At 74.4% G+C, this 22136-nt stretch carries 5 protein-coding genes; 1 reads left to right on the top strand and 4 read right to left on the bottom strand.

From position 1 onward, the window contains the following. The first annotated feature begins 603 nt into the window (after positions 1-603). A complete protein-coding gene (locus DB033_RS17870) occupies positions 604-4827 on the top strand; it encodes a PKD domain-containing protein (protein ID WP_111768191.1) in 4224 nt (1407 codons plus the stop codon). A 158-nt stretch (positions 4828-4985) separates the two neighbouring features. Here DB033_RS17870 and DB033_RS17865 read toward each other — a convergent pair whose 3' ends face one another. From DB033_RS17865 to DB033_RS17845, 4 genes are all read right to left on the bottom strand, one after another. Further along, positions 4986-5438: a DUF1810 domain-containing protein gene (locus DB033_RS17865; RefSeq protein ID WP_111768190.1), complete on the bottom strand. Its 453-nt coding sequence runs from the start codon at positions 5436-5438 to the stop codon at positions 4986-4988. Between the two features lie 573 nt (positions 5439-6011). Then, complete coding sequence (locus DB033_RS17860) at positions 6012-8345, bottom strand: HelD family protein (protein WP_420814072.1); 2334 nt, start codon at positions 8343-8345, stop codon at positions 6012-6014. A gap of 652 nt (positions 8346-8997) precedes the next feature. Then, entirely contained in the window at positions 8998-10326 is a 1329-nt protein-coding gene (locus DB033_RS17855) for an MATE family efflux transporter (RefSeq protein ID WP_111768188.1), read from the bottom strand. A gap of 499 nt (positions 10327-10825) precedes the next feature. Then, positions 10826-21982: a DUF11 domain-containing protein gene (locus DB033_RS17845; protein ID WP_111768187.1), complete on the bottom strand. Its 11157-nt coding sequence runs from the start codon at positions 21980-21982 to the stop codon at positions 10826-10828. Positions 21983-22136 lie beyond the last annotated feature (154 nt).

Genomic DNA, 22136 nt, shown 5'->3' with positions numbered 1-22136 from the left:
CCGGGGAGCCGGCTCGGTGTCCGGGCACCCGGTGAACGGCCGGCCCGCCGTGTCGTGCGTGCCACGGTGGCTGCCACACGACCGGGCCGGGACCGCCCGTGTCGACGGCGGACCGCAGCCGGACTGCGAGCGCCGGCGGGCCGGGAGTCGAGGCGTCGCAGCGCCGTCGTGCATTGTGACGGGCCGCCCGCGCAACGGGGCGGGGCGACGCCCGGCGCGGTGCGGCCCGGACCCGGGGGGCTGCCCTCGCGGGCGCCGCGCCGGCGGGTCGACGTCTCTGTGCCCGTTCGCGGCCCGGCCGACGCCTGCGCTGCCGGTGAAGCCGCACACGCCCCAGCTCGGCGCACCCTGCGATGCGCACCCGACCGCTGAGTGCTGGGCACAGCCGCGACACGCCGTTCGATGACCGAGTGTGACCGTCGTCGATACACAGAGGTCCTGTCGAGCACCGGCAGGGATGCGACTTCCGCTCAAAGGGTGATAGTCGTGGCGATAGACGGTAAATTATCGGGCAGAACGGACATCTCATCCCCCCGAACGGGGATCGACCGCAGCTGCCGATCGGGTCTGCGCCGTTGTCCGGGTTGAGAGCTGGGGGAGTACATGGTGTTTCACGTCCGCACGATCGCGAGCCGGGGCCGCGGGGTGGCGCTCGCGCTGGCCGCCTGTCTGGTCGTCGGCGGCCTGGGAGTCGGGACGGTCGCGTCCGCAGCGGCGGATCCGGCGCCGGTGCAGCCGCGGACAGCAGGGGTCGTGACCGCCGACGTGCTGCCCACCGCCCAGATCAACGGCGTCGCGTGGGCGCAGGTCGTCATCGGGAACACCGTGTACGTCGGCGGTGAGTTCAGTTCCGCCCGGCCCGCCGGGTCCCCCGCCGGACAGAACGAGAGCGCACGGGGCAACCTGCTCGCCTACAACCTCACCACCGGCGCGCTGATCAGCTCGTTCGCCCCCAAGGCCAACGCGCAGGTCAAGGCGCTCGCGGCCGCACCCGACGGGCGCACGTTGTACGTCGGGGGCAACTTCACCTCCGTCGACGGGGTCGCGAAGAGCCGCATCGCGGCCTTCGACACGGCGACGGGCGCGTTGAAGACCTCGTTCACCGCGGGGGTGAGCTACACGGTGTCCTCGATGGCCGCCACCGCCGACACCCTGTACGTGGGGGGTGCCTTCGACGCCTCCGGCAAGACGAGCCGCATCCGGCTCGCGGCCTTCGCGGCCGGCACCGGCGCGCTCACCGGCTGGGCCCCCACGGCGGACGGGACCGTGCACTCGATGGCCCTGTCGCCTGACGGCAGCAAACTCATCGTCGGCGGCATGTTCACGACCCTCAACGGCGTGGCCGCCAAGGGGATCGGCGCGGTCGACGCGCGCGCCGGCACGACCGTCCAGCCCTGGAAGACCAACGACGTCTTCTTCTCCGGCGGCCCCAACGCCTCGGTCCTGACGCTGTCCTCCGACGGCACCTCGGTGTACGGCGGGGTCTACAAGTACAACTCCACCGGGGCGCTGGAAGGCACCTTCAAGATCGATCCGAACGACGGGACCGTCCAGTGGCTGTCGGACTGCCACGGTGACGTCTACGGTGTCTGGGCCGGCCCGGCCGCGGTCTACCAGGTCGGACACTCGCACTACTGCGGCAACCACTTGGGCTGGCCCCAGCCCAAGACCTGGGACTTCAACCGCGGCGTCGCCTACACGAAGGCGGCGACCGGCACCCTCACCCGGGACGCCATCGGCGGGAGCTACGGCAGCTACCCGGGGGTCGCGGCGCCGTCGCTGTACTCCTGGTTCCCCCGTCTGGACGCCGGCACCTACACGGGCAAGACGCAGGCTGCCTGGACGGTGGCCGGCAACGCCGACTACGTCGTCGTCGGTGGGGAGTTCCCGACGGTCAACGGCACCGCCCAGCAGGGCCTCGCCCGGTTCGCCGTGCGCACCCTGGCACCCGACGACCAGGGTCCCCGGCTCAGCGGTTCCTCCTATCTCCCGGTGCTCTCGTCGACGTCGGCGGGTACGGTCCGGGTCAGCGCGACCGCCAACTGGGACCGGGACGACCGCACCCTGACCCACCGCATCCAGCGCAGCGGTGTCCCGGCCGGGACCTGGACGACGGTCGCCACCCGGACCGCGGACTCCGCGGAATGGGAGCGGCCGCCGCTGGGGCATGTCGACACCGGACTGACGGCGGGTGCGGCCTACAGCTACCGCATCCTGGTCGCCGACGCGGACGGCAACTCCGTCACGGGCGGCACGGCCACCGTGACGGTCGCGTCCTCCGGTACCCCGACGGCCTACGGGCGCACGGTGCTCGAGCAGGGCGCCTCGCTGTACTGGCCGCTCGACGACACCAGCGGTCCGGCCGTCGATCTCGCCGGTCACAGCCCCGGCGTGCCCAACACCGGCGTCACCAGGGGTGCTGCCGGCGCCATCGCGGGCAGCGCCGCCATGACCTTCAACGGGACGACCACCGGCGATCTGGCGGCGTCGGGCACGCTGCCGTCGACCGACACGTTCACCGCGTCGGCGTGGTTCCGCACCACCAGCACGGCGGGCGGCCGGATCCTCGGCTTCTCCGACCTGCCCACCGGTACGTCGGCTCACCGCGACCGGCAGCTCTGGCTCGGCACCAACGGACAACTGAACTTCGGGGTGTTCGCCGCCGCCCGGACGACGCTGACCAGCGCCAGAAGCTACAACGACGGCGCCTGGCACCAGGCGGTGGCGTCACTCGGTCCCAACGGCATGGTCCTGACCGTCGACGGCGTCCGGGTCGGCCAGCGTTCGGACGTCACGGCGGCCGAGAAGTACATCGGCACCTGGCGTATCGGAGGGGACAGCCTGGCCGGCTGGGGGACCGGTGGTTGGTTCAACGGTTCCATCGACGAGGTGTCGATCTACCCCACGGTGCTCACCGCTCAGCAGATCAACGCGCAGTACGTCGCCTCCGGACGGAGCTCGACGCTCCCCGCGGCTCCCACCGATCCGTACGGCGCCGCGGTCTTCGCCGACCAGCCCACCGCCTACTGGCGGCTCACCGAGCTGACCGGCATGGTCGCTGCGGATGCGGGACCGTTCCGCTACCCCGCGACCTACCAGATCGGCACCACCCGCGGACAGGCCGGCGCACTCGCCGGCTCGACCAACCCCGCGACCCTGTTCAACGGCACCAGCGGCTCGATGTCGTCGGACGCCTCGTTCACGGCACCGGGCGCCTACTCGGTCGAGACGTGGTTCCGCACGACCTCCACCACCGGCGGCAGCCTCATCGGATTCGGCAACTCACGGGTCGGCCCCTCCACGACCAACGACCGCCAGGTCTACCTCCGCAACGACGGCAAGGTCGCCTTCCGCACCGGGACCGGTGCGGGCGCCGCGGTCGTGGTCAGCCCCACCGCCTACAACAACGGTGCCTGGCACCACGTCGTCGCCAGTCAGGGAGCGGGTGGGATGGTGCTGTACGTCGACGGCGCCCCGGTCGGCACGAATCCGTCCACCACCGCCGCCGCGTACAGCGGGTACTGGCGGGTCGGTGCCGATCCGACCGGCGACTCGACCAGCGCCTTCGTCAACGCCACCATCGACGAACCGGCGGTCTACGGTGCCGTCCTGGGTCCGGAGCGGGTCGCCGCCCACTACCAGGCGGCCCGGGGCACGGCGCCGAACCGGGCACCGACCGCGGTGGTCACCACGTCGACCGCGGGTCTGACGGTCAATGCCTCCGGGACCGGGTCGAGCGACCCGGACGGCACCGTGACCGGCTATGCGTGGAACTTCGGTGACACCACGACCGGTACCGGAGCGACCACGTCGCACACCTACACCGCCGCCGGCACCTACACGGTGACGTTGACGGTGACCGACAACGCCGGTGCCACCGCGACGTCGACGGCCTCGGTGACGGTGACCGCACCGCCGGCGCCGAATCAGGCGCCGACGGCGGTGGTCACCACGTCGACCGCGGGTCTGACGGTCAATGCCTCCGGGACCGGGTCGAGCGACCCGGACGGCACCGTGACCGGCTATGCGTGGAACTTCGGTGACACCACGACCGGTACCGGAGCGACCACGTCGCACACCTACACCGCCGCCGGTACCTACACGGTGACGTTGACGGTGACCGACAACGCCGGTGCCACCGCGACGGCGACGGCCTCGGTGACGGTGACCGCACCACCGGCGACCCCGGTGTTCGCCGACGACACCTTCGGCCGGACCGTGACCTCGGGCTGGGGCTCGGCCGCCGTCGGCGGCGCGTGGACGGTCAGCGGGGCCACCCCGACCGCGACGGTCGGTGGCGGACTCGGTCGGCTGCCGATCAACGCCGGACAGACCCGGACCGCGATCCTCGGTGGAGTGGCGGAGTCCGACGTCGACCTCCGGACGACCGTCACCCTGGACAAGGCGCCGGTGGGTGGTTCCACCCTGGTGTCCACGGTCGCCCGCCGCAGCAGCAGTGGTGAGTACCGGATGACCGCGGCGTTCAGCACCAACGCGGGCAGGGTCAACTTGCAGCTCAACCGCATCGTCGGGTCGACGACGACGCAGATCGCGGTGTTGACCGTCCCGAACCTGACCTACACGGCCGGTTCGGAGCTCGCCCTGCGTCTGCGGGTCGTCAGCACGGGAGGCACCACCCAGCTCCAGGGCAAGGCGTGGCCGGCCGGCTCACCCGAACCGGAGGCCTGGACGGTGACCGCGACCGACACGGCCGCGGTGCTGCCGGCCGGCACGGTGGGTCTCCTGGGGTACGTGTCCGGCGCCGCCACGAACGCGCCGGTGACCCTCGGCGTCCGTTCGTTCAACGGTCAGCGGGTGGCGCCCTAGAAGCCCGCCGCCGCCGCCGGACCACCGCTGCCGGACCACCGCTGCCGGACCACCGCTGCCGGCCCACCGCCGGTCGGCCCAGTCGCGGGGGTTGTCCTGAGCCGACCGGCCGGCGCGGGTGCGGTCCGGGGAGCGCGATCCGCCGCCGGGGCGGGTGCTCAGGTGGGAGCGAGCAGCCGGTCGGTCGCGGCGTCCGGGGAGCCGCGGTAGAACCGGTCCAGGGCCGCGGCGAACACGGGTTCTGCCGGGTCGGCGCGCGCGAACAGCGTCATCGACGACCGTAGTTTGACCGCGTCGATGCCGCCGAGGACGCCGTCGGCGGAAGCGTCCGGGGGCAGGTCCGCCAGGGCCTGCGACACCTCGCGCAACCGATGCCCGAGCACCGGATGCGCGAGATAGGCCCGCGCCTCGTCCAGCGACCCGATGGCGTACCGCTGCGCCATCGGGCTCCTGCCGAGCCCCGCGATCTGCGGGAACACGAACCACATCCAGTGCCCCGTCTTGCGCCCCCGCCGCACCTCGGCCAGCGCCTGCTCGTAGGTCCCCTCCTGGGCCACGACGAAGCGGTCCAGGTCGAAGCGGTCGGCAGGGGCAGGTTCGGCGACGTCCATACCGCCTGCAGTGCCCGCTCGGACCCGCTGCTCACACCCCGACGGGGTCGGCCGGCTCGACCCCGGACCCGGTCGCCCCGTCAGCAGCGCTCCCGGCCCGGGCCCACGCCTGGGCGCGCCCTGCGTCTGGCCGCGTTCCGGCGCGCGTCCGCATCGACGCGGTCCCGCATTCACGCGTGGATCGACGCCCGCTGGCGTTCCCGCGCCCGTCCGCATTCATGCCGTCCCGGATCCGCCCGCGTCTCGACGCCTGCACGCGTTCTGGCGTCTGGCTGCGTTCCGGCGCGTCCGCATCGACGCGGTCCTGGATGCGCCGGCGTCTCGACGCCTGCTCGCGTTCTGGCGTCTGGCTGCGTTCCGGTGCCTGCTCGTGTTCCGGCGCTCACTCGCGTGCCGGTGTCTGCTCGGGCTCCGGCGCTCACTCGCGTGCCGGTGTCTGCTGGTGTTCCGGCGCCCACTCGTACTCCGGCGCCCACTCGCGTGCCGGTGTCTGCTCGGGCTCCGGCGCCCACTCGGGCTCCGACACGCGGCCGCCTGGTTCCGCCCCGGCACCACCGTGGACCGAGCGGCAGCTCAGCCCAGCGAGCGCAGCACCGCCGGCAACGGCTCGGCGTGCAGCACCGTCAGCCGCTTCGTCGGCCGGGTGAGCGCCACGTACAGGTCGTTCAAACCGCGGCCCGACTCCGCCGCGATCGCCGCCGGCTCCACCAGGATCACCGCGTCGAACTCGAGGCCCTTGGCCTGGCGGGTGGTCAACATGACGAGCGGTCGCCGCAGATCCGGGTCGTCCGAGACATCCGCTTCCAGCAGCCCCGGCCGTGCGGCGTGCACCGCCGCGGTCAACGGGGCCAGCGCGTCGTCGGCGACGATGATCGCCGTCGTCCCGACCGGCTCGTCCTCGTCCCCGGTGACGTCGGCGCGCTGCCGCGCCGACTCCCGCTCGGCCGCCGCCACGATCGCCGCGACCAGCCCCTCGTCACCCACCGCGGTCACCGTCGGCTGCTCGCCCGTCTCCCGCACCGACTCCGGCGGGGTCCGCTCCGGATCGATGACCACGAGCACGTCGTTGGCCACCGTCATGATCTCCGCCGGCGTCCGGTAGTTCACCGTCAGCTCGGCCAGCCGCCAGCGCTCGCCCAGGTACGGGGTGAGCACCTGCTTCCACGACGAGGTGCCCGCCGGATCCGACGTCTGCGCGACGTCACCGACGATGGTCATCGAGCGCGTCGGGCAGCGCCGCATGAGGGTCCGCCACGCCATCGGCGAGAGCTCCTGCGCCTCGTCGACGATGAGGTGCCCGTAGGTCCACTCCCGGTCCAGGGACGCCCGCTCGGCGGTGGTCAGCCGGGACAGGTCCTCCTGCCGGTCGGCGAGCACATCCGCGGTGATCAGGTCCGACGCGACCAGCATCTCCTCCTCGGCGTCGTCCTCGAAGTCCGCCGACCGGGAACCCTCGATCACGTCCAGCACGCCCTGCGCGTACTCGACCTCCTCCTCGCGACGCCGCCGGGCCCGGGCCTGCTCGGCCCGGTCGTCGACGCCCAGCAGCTCGGCGGCCTCGTCCAACAGCGGCACGTCCTCGACCGTCCAGGGCGACGACGGATCCCGCTGCAGCAGCGCCCGCGCCTCCGCCGAGAGGTGGATCCGGGCCATCGCCTCGTCGGAGGCGAACAGATCCCGCAGCAGCGCCTCCGGGGTCAGCCGCGGCCACAGCTCGTTCAGAGCCGCCTGCACCCGGCCGTCACCACGGAGCTCGCCCCGGATGTCGTCCAGGTCGTGCCGGTCCAGCAGGTTCCCCCCGCCGGCGACGTTCTCGCCGACCTGGTCCGCGTAGCGTTGGGCGAGCGCCGAGATCATCTCAGTGACGAAGATCGACCGGGCCCGGTTGTGCGGCTGCCGCGACGAGCGGGCCCGCCGCCGCGCCTGGGTGACCTGGCCGCGGTCCAGCGCCAGGTCGTAGCGCTCGAAGCGGACCGTGTCACCGCGGTGCGGCAGTTGCTGCCGGTCGGCGACGGCGGCGGCGATGGTGGCGGCCATCGACGGCGCACCCTTGACCACCGCGACCGCGGCGTCGTCCGTGGCGGTGGCCCTGACCCCCGGGTACAGCGTCCCGACGGTGGCCAGCGATACGGCGGTCTCGCCGAGGGCCGGCAGCACCTGCTCGATGTAGCGCAGGAACGTCGAGTTCGGACCCACGACGAGCACTCCGCGGGTCGCGAGCCGCTCCCGGTGGGTGTAGAGCAGGTAGGCGGCGCGGTGCAGGGCGACCGCCGTCTTGCCGGTACCCGGGCCGCCCTGGACGACCAGTGCGCCGTTCACCTCGGACCGGATGATGCGGTCCTGCTCGGCCTGGATGGTCTCGACGATGTCGCCCATCCGGCCGGTGCGGGCCGCGCCCAGCGCCGCCAGCAGCGCCGACTCGCCGGTCAGCGATGTCGGTGCGGACGCCTGACCAGGGACGTACACCAGCGACTCGTCGTCGATGGAGACGACCTTGCGGCGCCGGGTACGGATGTGCCGACGCCGGGTCACCCCGGCCGGCGACACCGCGGTGGCCAGGTAGAACGGCCGGGCCGCCGGCGCCCGCCAGTCGATGAGCAGCGTCTCGAAGTCCCGGTCGTAAATGCCGAGCCGGCCGATGTAGAGCCGGTCCGGATCGGCGGCGCGGCCGTCCTGCTCGCCGTCGGCGTGCGGCGTGCGGGCCCGGGTCGGGTCGAAGTCCAGCCGACCGAAACACAGCCCGTACTCGGCCGCACCCAGTTGCTGCAGGCGGTCGGAGTAGCGGGCGGCGGCGACGTCGCGGTTGGTGAGCCCCTGCGGGGTGCCGTCGGTCTCCCGCAGCGCACGACGCAGCGACTCCTTGGTCTCGGCCCAGAGATCGTCGAGGCGTTCGTAGAGCACGCCCACGTAACGCTGTTCGTGTTGGATGCCGTCGTCCTCCCGGGTGCCGGCGCTCCGGGCGCCGGCGGGGTCGGACGTCGTGCTGTGGGTCGGGGTGGCGTCGCCGTCGGCGACGGTGGCAGCGGCAGCCGCGGCACCGTTGGGGGAGGCGGCGACGCCGTCGGGAGAGGTCGAACCGGCGGCCGTGGGAGTGGCCAGCTGGTCGGTGATGTCCTGGCTGATGACGATGTCCTTCAGGTCCTACGTGCGTGCATTCGAGAACGTTCGACTTTACCCGCGCCGACGCCGGGCGGGCGGGGTTCGTCCGGTCACGTCCCCTCTCGGGTGAGTGGCGGCAGGACGGGGCGGCCGGGAGGGCCGACCGCGCGGAGCCGCGCCACTCGGCCGCGGCCGGCCCGGGTGCGCCGACGTGACCGGTTAGGTTCCGAGGACCCGCGAACGGTCGCCGCGGTCGCGCCACTCGGCTGCGGCCGGCCCGGGTGCGCCGACGTGACCGGTCAGGTCCCGAGGGTCAGCCAGCGGTCGCCGGAGTCGCGCCATTCGGCCGCGGCCGGCCCGGGTGCGCCGACGTGACCGGTCAGGTTCCGAGGACCAGCCAGCGGTCGCCAGAGTCGCGCCCACTCGACCGCGGCCGGCCCGGGTGCGCCGACGTGACCGGTCAGGTTCCGAGGATCAGCCAGCGGTCGCCGCGGTAGCGCCACCCCAGCGTCACCGCCCGCGCCAGCATGTAGACGCCGGCGTAGACGGCCCATAGCCAGACCAGCCCGGCGGTTCCGTCCGGGGCCAGACGGGCGGTCAGCGCCAGCGCCGGCAGGTAGACCAGCAGGTTCACCACCCCGGCGACCGCGAGGTAGCGGCCGTCGCCGGCGCCGAGGAGCACCCCGTCGAGGACGAACACCCAGCCCGACAGCAACTGCCCGACGGCGAGCACGAAGCAGGCCGCGGTGACCGCGGCGATCACCGCCGGGTCGGGGCTGAACAGCCGGCCGACGAAGGGCGCCGACACCGCGAGGAGCGCCCCGAGCACCACCCCCGCCCCGCACGCCCACTGCAGCATCCGCCGGGTCAGCGACCGGGTCGCGGCGGCGTCACCGGCGCCGAGGGCATGGCCGGTGAGGGCCTGCGCGGCGATGGCGATCGCGTCCAGCGCCAGCGCCAGCAGGTTCCAGACGTTGAACGTCACCTGCAGGCCCGCCAGCGCGACGTCGCCCTTCGTGGCGCCCACCATGACGGTCAGCAGGACCGCGATCCGCAGGGTCAGCGTCCGCAGGAACACCGGGAACCCGGCGCGCCCGGCGTGACCGATGCGCCGCAACGACGGCCGGAGCGGCAACCCGCCCGGTCCGGCGGCGCGGAACACCGCGACCACCAACGCCGCCGCCATCAGGTACTGCACGACGACGGTGCCGATCGCCGACCCGGCGATCCCGAGGTCGAGGCCGTAGACCAGCAGCAGGTTCAGGCCGACGTTGACGGCCGCGCCGATTGCGGCGACCACCAGCGGCGGCATCGTCCGCTGCAGTCCACGCAGCACTCCGGTGCAGGCCAGCACCAGCAGCATCGGCGGCAACCCGAGCGCCGACCAACGCAGGTACGTCGCGCCCTGCCGGGCCACCTCGCCCTGCCCACCCAACAGCTCGACGAGCACTCGGCCCCCCGGCAGCAGCACCGCGAGCAGGACGACGCCGATGGCCACGCTCAGCCACATGCCGTCGACCCCGTGCCGCAGCGCCCCGCGGAGGTCACCGGCGCCCACCCGGCGGGCCACCGCGGCGGTGGCGCCGTAGGCGAGGAAGACACTGAGCCCGACGGCGGTCGTCAGCACGGTGGCGGCGAGGGCCAGGCCGGCCAGCGGGGTGACGCCGAGGTGCCCGACGATCGCCGAGTCGGCCAGCAGGAACAGCGGCTCGGCGACCAGCGCGCCGAGCGCAGGCAGCGCCAGGGCGAGGATCTGCCGGTTGACGCTGCGCGCCGGGGCGGTACTCACCCGGGGACGGTAACCGCCGAGGCCGACAGGGCCACAGCCCTCGGCCCACGGACGGGGCGCCGGCGGCCGTACTGATCAGCTCCCAGGAAGTAGTCAGGGCGAAAGGGGGCGTGTTGATGTCCTTCAATGCACTGAAGTTCGCATTGTGGGCCCTGAGGACGGCCGCAGCGTGACCTCCGAGCCGCCGGCGGGCACCCGGTCGCCGGTCCCCGGCCGCCGGCACCCGGCACCGGTCCCCGGCACCCGCACTCGGTCCCTGGCCGCCGGCACCCGGTCGCCGGCACTTGGTCCCCGGTCGCCGATCCCCGGTCGCCGGCTTTTGGTCCCCGGTCGCCGGTCCCCGGTCGCCGGCACCCGGTACCGGTCCCTGGCCTCTGGCACCCGGTCCCTGGCACCTGCCAGCCGGTCCCCGGTCTCCTCCACCCGGAACGCGGAACGCGGAACGGCCGGAGCGTCCCCCGACGGGACGCTCCGGCCGCAGCCTGCTACTGAAACGTACTCACTGCCGCGAGCGTCGCCGGCCACCACCGATGGTGAGCGCCACCCCGGCGCCGAGCAGCACCAGCGCCCAGCTCAGCGCCGCCCAGACCGGCGATCCCGTCCAGGCCAGCGCGCCACCGGTCGAACCGGGCACGGCCGGCAGCAACGGCGACGTCACCCCCGGCACCGGACCGGCGCCCGACCCAGGACCGGCGCCCGACCCGGGACCGGCGCCCGACCCGGGACCGGCGCCCGACCCGCCGTCCACCGGCGCGGCGACCACCGTGACCTCGGCCTCCGCCCGGGCGACCGCCGCCTCGCCCTGGACCTCGAGCGACACCACGTTCACGGTGTCGCCGGCGTCCGGGTAGGACACCGCGACGGTGAGCACGGCCGGGGCCTCCGGCAGCACGTCGCCCACGGTCCACCGGCCATCGGCGAACGTCCCCTGCCCGGCGGTCGACGCACCGACCACCGCACCGGCGGGGAACAGCTCCGTCAGCACCGCGTCCAGCGCGGCCGACGGTCCCGCGTTGGCCACCGTGATCGTGTAGACCACCTCCTGACCCACCCCCACGCTGGTGGCGGCCGCCGTCTTGGTCACGGTCACCGCCGTCTCCGCGGTGACCGGCGTCGCCCGCACCGCGGTGTCGTCGGCCGGCACCAGGTCGACGAGGGCCGACAGGACCGTCGCGGTCAGCGACAGATCACCGCGGAACGTCGGGTCCACCGGCGCGGTCAGGGCGATCACGACCGTCTCGCCGACCGCCACCGCGCCGACCGTGCAGGTCAGGACGTCCCCGTCCAGGACGCAGCCGTCCGGCGCGACGACCGTTCCGAGCCCGGCGGGCAGCGCGATCGTGACCACCGCGTCCACCGCGTCGACCGGACCGGCGTTGGTCACCGTGACCGTCCAACCCACGGAGGTCCCGGCGACCACGGCGTCCGGGCCGGCGATGGTGACGCCGAGGTCGGCGGCGCCGGTGACCGGCACGGTCGACGAGGCGCTGTTGTCGCCGGGCACCCGGTCGTCGGGGGAGACCACGGTCGCCCCCAGCGTGACGCTTCCGGACGCCGCAGCCCCGACCGTTCCGACGATGGTGATGACCGCATCGGCGCCGGCGTCCAGCGGGTCGAGGCGGCACAGCGGCGTCGGTGTGAGCTCGCACGTCCCGCCGTCCGTGGTCAGCGACCTGACGGTGACCCCGGTCGGCACCGTGATGGCCACGACGGCCGCCCGGGAGGCGTCCGGGCCGGCGTTGCGCACCGTGGCGGTCCACGCCGCCGGGCCACCCGGGGTGACCGGGTCCTCGTCGGCCGTGACGACCACCGCCAGGTCCGCGGCCCGCAACGTGGTGCCGACCACCGCGCTGTTGTCGCCGGTGTCCGGGTCGGGCGTCGAGGACGTCACGCCGACGGTGGTCGAGAGCGTCGCCGGATCGACGTCCTCGGCGAGCGTGCCACTGACGACCACGACCAGGGACGTCCCCGCGGCGAGGGTCGCCGCGGTGCAGGTGAGCACCTGTCCCGCGAACGCACAGGCGCCGCCGTCGACGGTGGACGTCAGCGTTCCGACGCCCGCCGGCAGGGCAGCGGTCAGCGTCACGCCGGCGGCGTCCGACGGACCGGTGTTCGTCGCCGTGAACGTCCAGCTGACCGGTCCACCGGCCTGCGGCAGGTCCGGCGCGACGGCCGCGGTGACCGTCAGGTCGGCGCTGCGGGTGACCGGCGTGGTGGCGGTCGCGGTGGCCGGCGATCCGTCCGGGACCGCGGCGGTGCCGCTGGTCACGGTGGCGGTGCTGATCACGGCCGGTCCACCGAAGCCGGCGTCGACGGTACCGCCGACCTGCACCGTCACCGTCTGACCCGGGGCGAGATCGCCGAGGTCGCAGACGACGTCGCAGGTGCCGGTGGAGGGGGTGCGGGTGACCCCGGTGACGCCGGTCGGAGCTGGATCGGTCAGCACCACCCCGCGGGCCACGGACGGGCCGTTGTTGGTCACGGTGACCGTCCAGCCGAGGCCGGTGCCCGCCACCACCGACGCGGCGCCGGCGGTGTTGGTCACGGTGAGGTCGGCCGCGGTGGTGACCGCGGTGACCGCCGTGGCGGTGGCGTCGGCGGGGTTCGGGGCCGGGTCCGGCCCACTGCCGGCGACCGTGGCCGTGGCCGTGATCGAGGTGCCGGTGAAGGCCGGGTCGACAGTGCCGGTCAGGGTCAGTCGCACCGCGGCACCGGCTCCGACGCCGATGGTCGGGATCGTGCAGGTGACGGTCGCGTCGCAGACGACACCGTCCGGTGCCTGCACGGTGACGCCGGTGACGCCGGCCGGGATCAGCTGGCTCACCTGCACGCCGGTGGCCACCGAGGGCCCGGTGTCGGTCACGGTCACGACCCAGCTGACGGCTCCGCCGGCCACCGCGGTGGCGGGTCCGGTCAGTCCGACGACGAGGTGCGCGGCGGTGCCCACGGTGGCGGTGCCGGTGGCGCTGTCGTTCCCGGCGTCCGGATCGGCGGTGTCGCTGCTGACGGTGGACGTCCAGCTCACGGCGGTGCCGGTGAAGGCGGCGTCGAGGGTGCCGGTGACCCGGACGGTGATCCGACCGGCCGGGCCCAGGTCGCCGAGCGCGCAGCCGCTCTCGGTGCAGACGAGCGGCGTGCCGTCGGCCTGGGTGAGGCCCGCGTCGCGCAGACCGTCGGGGACGAGCCCGTTGAGCAGCGCACCGCGGGCGACGGACGGGCCGGCGTTGGCGACCACGACCGTCCAGCCCACCGGACCGCCGGCGGTGACCGTGTCGTTGTCCGGCGTCACGGTGACCGCGAGGTCGGCGGAGGTGTCGACCTGGGTGATGGCGGTCGACGACCGGCCGTCCGCGGGATCGCCACCCGGCTCGGGCGTCGGGGAGGTGATGGAGGCGGTGTCGATCAGGGTGCCGGCGGGGGTGGCCGGGTCCAGGACCGCGTCGATTCCCACGACGACCACCGCCCGGTCGCCGGGCGCGACGGCGCCGAGCGTGCAGGTGACGACGCCGTCGGTGAGGCTGCAGCTGCCCTGCGACGCGGTGACGAGGGCGGCGGCCAGGCCGGCCGGCAGCACGTCGGTGAGAACGATGTCCCGGGCGACGGACGGGCCGTCGTTGGCGACGACGATCCGCCACGACACGGCGCCGCCCGCGGCGACCGTGCTGGGGCCGGTGGTGAGCACGGTGAGGTCGGCGGCCGGGACCACGGGGGTGGTGGCGGCGCCGGTGCGGTCACCGCCCGCGGGTTCGACGGTGGGGGAGGTGACAGCGGCGGTGAGGGTCACGTCGGTGACATCCAGCGCCGGGTCGACGGCGACCGGCAGGGTCACGGTGACCGTGCCGTTGGCCGGGATGACGCCCACCGCGCAGCTGACGGTGCGCTCCACCACGGTGCAGGTGCCCTGACCGGACGTCGGCCCGGGGGCGGTCAGGGTCAACCCGTCGGGCAGGACCGTCGCCACGGCGGCGCCCGCCGCGTCGGACGGTCCGCTGTTGGTGATCACCACCGTGTAGGTGGCCGTGCCGCCCGGAACCAGGGTGGGAGCGGCGCCGACCGCGACGGTGAGGGCGGCGGCGGTGCCGACCACGGACTCCGCCGTGGCGGTGTTGTCGCGGCTGTCCGGGTCGGCGCTGGCCGTCGTGACGGTCGCGGTGGTGCGCAGGGTGCCGGTCGGGACGTCGGCGGACAGCGTGCCGGTCAACGTCAGGACGACGGAACCGCCGGCGGCCACCGTGCCGACGGCGCAGGCCGCCGGGTCGCAGGGAGTGCCGTCGGGCCGGGTCAGGACGGCGTCACCGACGCCCGCCGGGACCAGCGCTGACACCGACACCTCGCGGGCGTCGGACGGGCCGTCGTTGCCGACGGTCAGCGTCCAGCTGACCGGTCCGCCGGCGGTGACGCCGGCGGCGGTGCCGAGGGTGAGCCCCAGCTCGGCGCTGTCGGTGGTGGAGCCGACCGCGGTGGAGGTGTTGTCGGCCGGGTTCGGGTCGGCGGTGTCGGCCTCGACGGTGGCGGTGTTGGCGAGCCGCTCGGCGACGCCCTGGGCGAGGGTTCCGGTGACCGTCACCGTGCGGGTCGCGCCGGCGGGCACGGTGGGCCAGGTACAGGCGACGACGCCGTCGGTGACCGTGCAGACGCCGTCCGGACCGGTGACCGCGACGGCGCCCAGCACGGCCGCGGGCAGCGCGTCGGAGAGGCGCACCCCCGCGGCGTCGGACGGTCCGCGGTTGGTGACCTCGAGGGTGTAGCCGATCGGGGCACCGGCGACCGGGGCGCCGCTGGTGAGGGCGACGCCGACGGCGAGGTCGGCGGCCGGGACGACCGGGGTGGTCGACGCGGCGGTCACCGGCTCGGCGCCGTCGGCGGTGGCCCCGGCGGTGGTGTCCAGGGTGGTCGACGTGCTGCCGGCGGCCAGCAGTCCGGTGACGGCGATGGTCGACGAACCGAGCGGGTCCAGCGTGCCCAGCTCACAGCGGACGCCGGTCGCGGTGACCGTGCAGGGCACGCCGGTGGCCACGACGGTCGCGGTCACGGCGCTCAGGTCGGCGGGCAGGGCGTCGGTGACGACGAGGCCGGTGGCCGTCGACGGGCCGGAGTTGCCCACGGTGAGCAGCCAGCTCACCGCCGTGCCGGGCACCGCGGGGACGGTGCCGTTGACGCTGTTCACCAGCGTCAGGGTGCTCGTGACGGTGACCTCGCTGGTCACCGTCGTGGTCGAGTTCGCCGCGGCCGGGTCGGTGGTGGCCGCGGTCACGGTGCCGGTCAGGCCGAGCGGGCCGGCGCCGCGGGCGGCGTCGACGGTGCCGGTGACGGTCACCGCGGCGGTGCCGTCGACGGGCAGCGTCCCGAGCGGGCAGGTCAGGACGTCGCCGTCGAGGACGCAGGCCCCGGCGGGGGTGGTGGCCGTGACCGCGCCGAGTCCGGCGGGGAGCGTCACCGTGAGGGCACCCTCGCGGGCGACCGACGGTCCGGTGTTGGTGACGGTGAACGTCCAGGTGCCGTCGGTGCCGGCGGTGATCGAGCCCGGCCCGTCGGCGACCACGGTGAGGTCGGCGCTCGTGGCGACCGGGGTGCTGACCTGGCGGGTGTTGTCCGCGGGGGTGGCCTCCGGGGTGTCGGAGGTGACGGTCCCGGAGAGCACCAGCGCGGTGTCGGCGGCGGCGTCGAGGGTGCCGGTCACCGTGACGGTGGCGGTGCCCGCCGGCGCGAGGTCGTCGACCGTGCAGCGCACCACACCGGTGGTGCCGGTGCAGCCGGCGCCGGCGACGGCGGTGAGGGTGACGCCGGCCGGCACCGCGAGGGTGAGGACGGTGCCGCGGGCGATGGAGGGTCCGGCGGCGGTGATCCCCACCTCCCAGCCGACGGTGCCGCCCGCGGTGAAGGCGGGCGTGATCGGTTCGAGCCGGGTGATGGCCAGGTCCGTGCCGGTGCCGATGAGGGTCTCGACGGTGCCGGTGTCGTCGGTCGGGTCGGGGTCGGTAGTGGCCGAGGAGACGGTCGCGATGGTGCGCAGCGTGCCGCCCGGGTTGTCGGCGGCCAGCGTGCCCGTCACGGTGACGGTGACCGCACCCCCGGCGTCCAGGGTGCCGAGCGCGCAGCGCAGCACCCCGGTGCCGTCCACGGTGCATCTGCCGGCGCTCGTGGTAGTGGCGGTGAAGGTGACGCCGGCCGGGGCCGGGGTGGTCAGGGTGACGCCGGCCGCGGCCGACGGCCCGTCGTCGGTGACGACGAACTGCCACGTCAGGGCGTTGCCGGCGACGGGCGTTCCGGCGGTCAGGGTGGCGTCGACACGCAGGTCGGCGGCGCGGGTGACGGTCGCGGTGCTGGCGGCGGCGGCGCTGGCCGGGTTGTTGTCGAAGCTGTCCGACCGGGCGGTCGCGCTGTTGGTCAGGGTCGCGCCGTCGGCGGTCGTCGACGGCAGGGCGATGACCACGGTGGCGGTCCGGCCCTGGACGGCGCCCACGCCGACGGACGGCCAGGTGCACGTCACGGTGGTCGTGCCCCGGCAGCTGCCGCCGCCGCCGGCGGTCGCCGAGACGAACGTCGTCCCGGTCGGCAGCACGTCGGTGACGGTGACGTTCGCGGCGGTGGACGGTCCCGGGTTCGTGACGGCCAGGTCGTAGCTCGCGGTGGTTCCGGCGACGGGCGTGCCGCTGGTGAGCGTCTTGCTCAGCTTCAGGTCGGAGCGCGCGGTCACCGGACTGTCGACCGTGGCGGTGTCGTTGGCGGGTGTCGGGTCGGCGGTGCCGCTGGACACCGTCGCGGTGCTGCTCAGGGTGGAACCGGCCACGCCGGGGTCGACCAGCACGCTGAGCTGGACGGTGACCGAGGACCCGGGTGCGAGATCGCCGATGCGGCAGACCACCGCGGCGCCGCCGGTGCAGGTGCCCACGGAGCTCAGGGCCGCCAGGAACGCGGTGCCCGCGGGCAGCGTCTGGTCGAGGACGACCGCCCGGGCCGTGGACGGCCCGTTGTTGGTCACCGAGAGCAGGTACTCCTTCTCGGTGCCCGCCTCGGTGAGGTCGCCGACGGCGACGAGCCCGACGGCGACGTCCGCGGCGGTGACGACAGTGCCGGCGACGGTGGTGGTGCGCAGGGCGACGTCGGTGTCGGGCGTGGGGGAGTCCACGGTCACGACCTCGGTGTAGGTGGTGCCGTCCGGCGTCTCCGGGAAGGTCGCCGCCCGGACCACGACCTGGCGGCCGGCGCCGGCGGCGACGGTGCCGAAGGCGCACGTCAACCCGTCGGGCGAGACGGAGCAGGTACCGCCGTCGCTGGCGTCCACGGACAGCACGGTCAGCCCGGCCGACAGCGGCGCGCTCAGGGTGACGGCGGCGGCGTCGGACGGCCCTTCGTTGGTGAGGACCACGACGCTGGTCAGCACGCCGCCGGCGGTCACGGGTTCGGGCGTCGCCGAGCCGGTGATCCGCAGCGCGGCGAGCTGGCCGACCGGGGTGGCGGTGACGGCCGGCGCGACTCCGTCCGGATCGGTGGGTGAGGTGACGCCGGCGGTGCTGCGGAGCGTGCCGGTGGCCGACGGGGCCACGGTGACGGGGATGCGCACGGTGAGGGTGCCGCCGGCGCCCAGCGTCGCCGCCGTGCAGGTGACGGTGCGGCCGTCGACGGTGCAGCCGCCCAGGTCGGTGTTGGCGGTGGACGGGGTCAGGGCGGCGTCGAGGACGTCGGTGACGACGAGGTCGCGGGCGTCGGAGGGCCCGTTGTTGGTCACCGTGACCGTGACGACGGCCGTGCCGCCGGCGACCAGCGGTTCCGGGGACACCGTCGAGGCGATGGCCAGGTCGGCGCGGCTGACGACGCTGATCGTGGCGCCGCCGGTGTTGTTCGCCGGGGTCGGATCGGGGGTGTTGGAGCCGACCTGGGCGGTGCCGGGGATCGCGCCGGAGGCGGCACCGGGGTTGACGACGGCGACCAGCGGCACGGCCAGCGACGTCCCGGGCGGGAGGTTGCCGAGGCTGCAGGTGACGGTGCCGCCGAGCAGGGTGCAGGCGCCGGCGCTCGAGCCCAGGACGGGCGCCAGGTTCGGCGGTACCTGTCCGGTGGCCACCACCCCGACGGCCGTGGACGGTCCGTTGTTGGTGACCGTGAGCAGGTAGCGGACCTGGGTGCCGGCGGTGACCGTGTCGGGCGGCGTCTGGGCGGCGACCGGCGCGAGGGTGACGCCGATGTCGGCGACCGCGTTGACCGTGACGGTCGACGTCGCGTCGTTGTCGCTGCCGTTCGGGTCGGGGTTCGCGCCGGCGACGGTCGCCGAGACGGTGACCGCGCCGGTCAGGGTGGGGGCCAGGGTGCCGTTGAGCACGACCGTGTCGTCCGTTCCGGCGGCGACGGTGCCGAGGGCGCAGGTGACCACACCGTCGGACGACGTGCAGGTGACGCCGGCGGGGCCGGTGAAGCCGGTGAACGCGACGCCGGCCGGAAGCCTGGTGGTCAGCGTGGTGGCGCCGCTGGGAGAGGGGCCGGCGTTGCGGGTGGTCAGGGTGTAGGAGACCGGTCCGCCGGCCACCAGGGGGCCGCCGGTGGTGGCGGCGACGCGCAGGTCGGAGCGGACGGTGGCCGACGAGACGACGCTGCTGCTGTTGTTGGCCGTCGCCGGGTCCGTGGTGGCGGCGCTGACGGTGGCCGTGTTGGTCACGGTGCCGGCGGCGCCGGCGGTGGCGGCGACGAAGGTGACGGTGCGGCTCTGGCCGACGGTGAGCGATCCCACCGGGCAGGTCACCGTGCCGCCCGCGGCGGTGCAGCCGTCGGCGCTGCTGCCGAAGGTCAGGCCGGCCGGCAGCGGGTCGGTGACGACGGCGCCGGTGGCGGCCGAGGGGCCGTTGTTGGTGACGGTGAAGCGGTAGGTGACCGGGGTGCCGACGACGATGGTCGCGGGGTCCGAGCTGGCGGCCAGCGACAGGTCGGCGACGGCGACGACCGGCACGGTGACGGTGGTCGTGTTGTTGCCGCCCACCGGGTCGGTGGTGGCCGAGCTGACGGTCGAGAGGTGGCTGACGGTGCCGGTCGCGGTGCTCGCGACGTCGGCGAGAACGGTCACGGTGACCGTGCCGCCGGCGGCGACGGTGCCGACCGCGCAGCGCAGGGCGCCGTCGGTGACGGCGCAGGTGCCCTGGCTGGTCGAGCCGGAGCGCAGGGTGAGGCCGGCGGTCGCCGGACCGTCCAGGACGACGGTGCGGGCGTCGGACGGGCCGTTGTTGGTGATCCGGACGGTGTAGGTCTGGGTGCCGCCGGCGGTGACCGGGTCGGCGGCGGCGGTGCCGGTGACCGCCAGGTCGGCCGCGGCGGTCACCGTGACGGTCCCGGTGGCGGTGTTGTCGGCGCTCGTCGGGTCGGTGGTGGTGGACAGCAGGGTGGCCGTGTCGGTCAGCGTCGAGCCCGGGGCGAGGTTGGCGGCGGCCCGGGTGACGACGGTGACCGCGACCTGCTGTCCCGGGGTGAGGGAGCCCAGCGGGCAGCTGACGGTGTTGCCGCTGACGGTGCAGGTCACGCCGGCCGGCCCGGTGGCGCTGATCAGGCTGACCCCGACGGGCAGCGGATCGGTGAGGACGACACCGGTGGCGGTGGACGGTCCGTTGTTGACGGCGGTCAGGGTGGTGGTGACCGTGGCGCCGGCGTCGACCGTCGTCCGGTCGGCGGTGCGGCCCAGCGCCAGATCGGCGGCGACGCCGACGGTCACCACGGCGGAGGCGCTGTTGTCGGTCAGGTCGTCGTCGGCGGTGTCGGCGCCGACCGAGACGGTGCCGGTCAAGGTCCCGGCGGGGGTGCCGGGAGCGACGGCGGCGGTGATCGGCAGGACCACCGACGCGCCGGGGGCCAGCGTCGCGGTGGTGCACGTGACGGTCTGTCCGGAGGCGGTGCAGGTGGTGCCGGTGGGCGTCGCCGCGGAGCTGTAGGTGGTGCCCGCGGGCAGCGTCTGCGTGGTGACGACACCGGTGGCCGGGTTCGGGCCCTCGTTGGTGACGGTGTCGGTGAACACGACGGTGCGGCCGGCGAGGGTGGTGCCGCCTCCGGTGGCCGAGGTGACGGACAGGTCGGCGAGCGCCCGGACCGGGGTCGACACCACGTTGCCGGTGAACGTGTAGGACTTGTTGATGGTGCGGGCGAGGTAGTTCAGGGTCGGCGTGTTGGACACGGTGGTGCCCGCTGCGGCCCGGTCGACGGTGACCCGGAACTGCACGGTGCTGGTCTGGTTGGGCGCGATGGTGCCGCCGCTGGTGGTCGTCGCGCCGCTTCCGGACCGCACGGTGACGGTGCGGTTGTTCGCGGTGTACTCGCCGATGTCGTCGCCGGCGGCGTCGGTCAGCGGACCGGTCGCGCCGCTGTTGGCGAGCACGGTCAGGCTGCCCGGGACGTAGGTGACGTTCGGCGGCAGCGCGTCACCGATGACGGTCCGGTCGGCGAAGTCGGCGCCGGTGTTGGTGAACGTGAGCTGGTACTGCAGGGTGTCGCCGGGGACCGCGACCGAGCTGCCCGACAGGTTGGTGACGGTCTTGGAGATCGTGTTGAACGTCGGCGTGAACAGGTCGATCTGGGTGGTGATGACGCCGGGGTAGTAGGTCTCGCCGCCGGTGGTCAGGTTGATGGAGGTCGAGGTCGAGGCGTTGCCGAGCACGTTGGTCGTGCTGACCCGGCCGATGTCGACGCCGAAGTTGTTGCCGTTGCCGGGGTTGCGGGACGTGATGCCGACGCCGGTGTCGCTGATGGCGGAGTCGAAGAAGTTGTTGGCCGGCCGGGTGGCGTCGGACAGCACGGTGCCACCCAGGGCCAGGCTGTCGCCGACGCTGCCGCGGTCGCCCTCCCAGGCGACCACGCCGATGGTGGCGCGCACCGGGCCGGTCGGCGGGGTGAGGAAGCCCGAGATCGGGATGCTGACGTTGCTGTTGCCGGCGGCGGAGGTGACGTCGGCGAACCCCTCGTAGATCCGCAGGTCGCGCAGCGGCTGCGACGGATCGCGGTAGGCGACGACGAGGCTCCAGCCGGCGTACTTGTCCGCGCCCAGCGAGGCGGCCATGTCGGCGACCCAGTAGGTGCCGTTGCCCTGGGCGGCGACCAGCGTGGTCACGTCCAGCGAGCTCTGGTACGGGTTGTCCTGCAGCGGCTGGACCTGCGTGCCGGCGGTGTAGGTGGTGTACCCGGCCGCCCCGGGCGCGCGGAGCTTGATGACGGCGGCCGAGGCCGCGGGCAGCGTGGTGCCGAGCCGGGCGCCCCAGACCAGCTTGGCCGACAGGACGGTGGCGCCGCTGGGCAGGACGAGGTCCGCGCTGGTGGAGTTGCTCGTCGAGGGGTCGGTGTCGGCGTCGACGAAGACCATCGAGTAGTCGTTGTTGTTGACGCTTCCGGCAGCCGCTCCGGTCGCCGCGGCGTTACGGGCGGCCGAGCAGCCCGCGGTGGCCGTCGGGCAGGTCAGCTGGCTGTTGCCGGTGAGGACCACCGCCCCGTTGTCCTGGACGGAGAACGAGGTGGTGAACGGCGTCCGCACCACCGCTTCGGCGGTCGGCGCGGCCGCCAGGCCGCTCCAGGTCAGCATGGAGGCGACCAGCAGCAGGACGGTGCCGAGCCCGAGGAGTCGACGCGCCCGTGGGAGGTCGGTCCCGGCCGGCGGGGTGGACGGCTTCGACCGGGAACCGGTGACGATCATGGAGCTCGCTTTCAGCGTCTGTTACGCACAGTGACAGGCATCGTGCACTATGTGACGATGGTAGGGGAGGTCGCGAAGCCTCGGCAGGGTCCTCACCCCCTCGGGCCGCCGGCTCGTGACCGAGGGTGAGATCCGTCGCCTCCGATGCTCCGGA

The sequence above is a fragment of the Nakamurella deserti genome, from assembly GCF_003260015.1.
GTDB lineage: Bacteria > Actinomycetota > Actinomycetes > Mycobacteriales > Nakamurellaceae > Nakamurella > Nakamurella deserti.
This window is presented reverse-complemented; position numbering and strand designations above follow the sequence as displayed.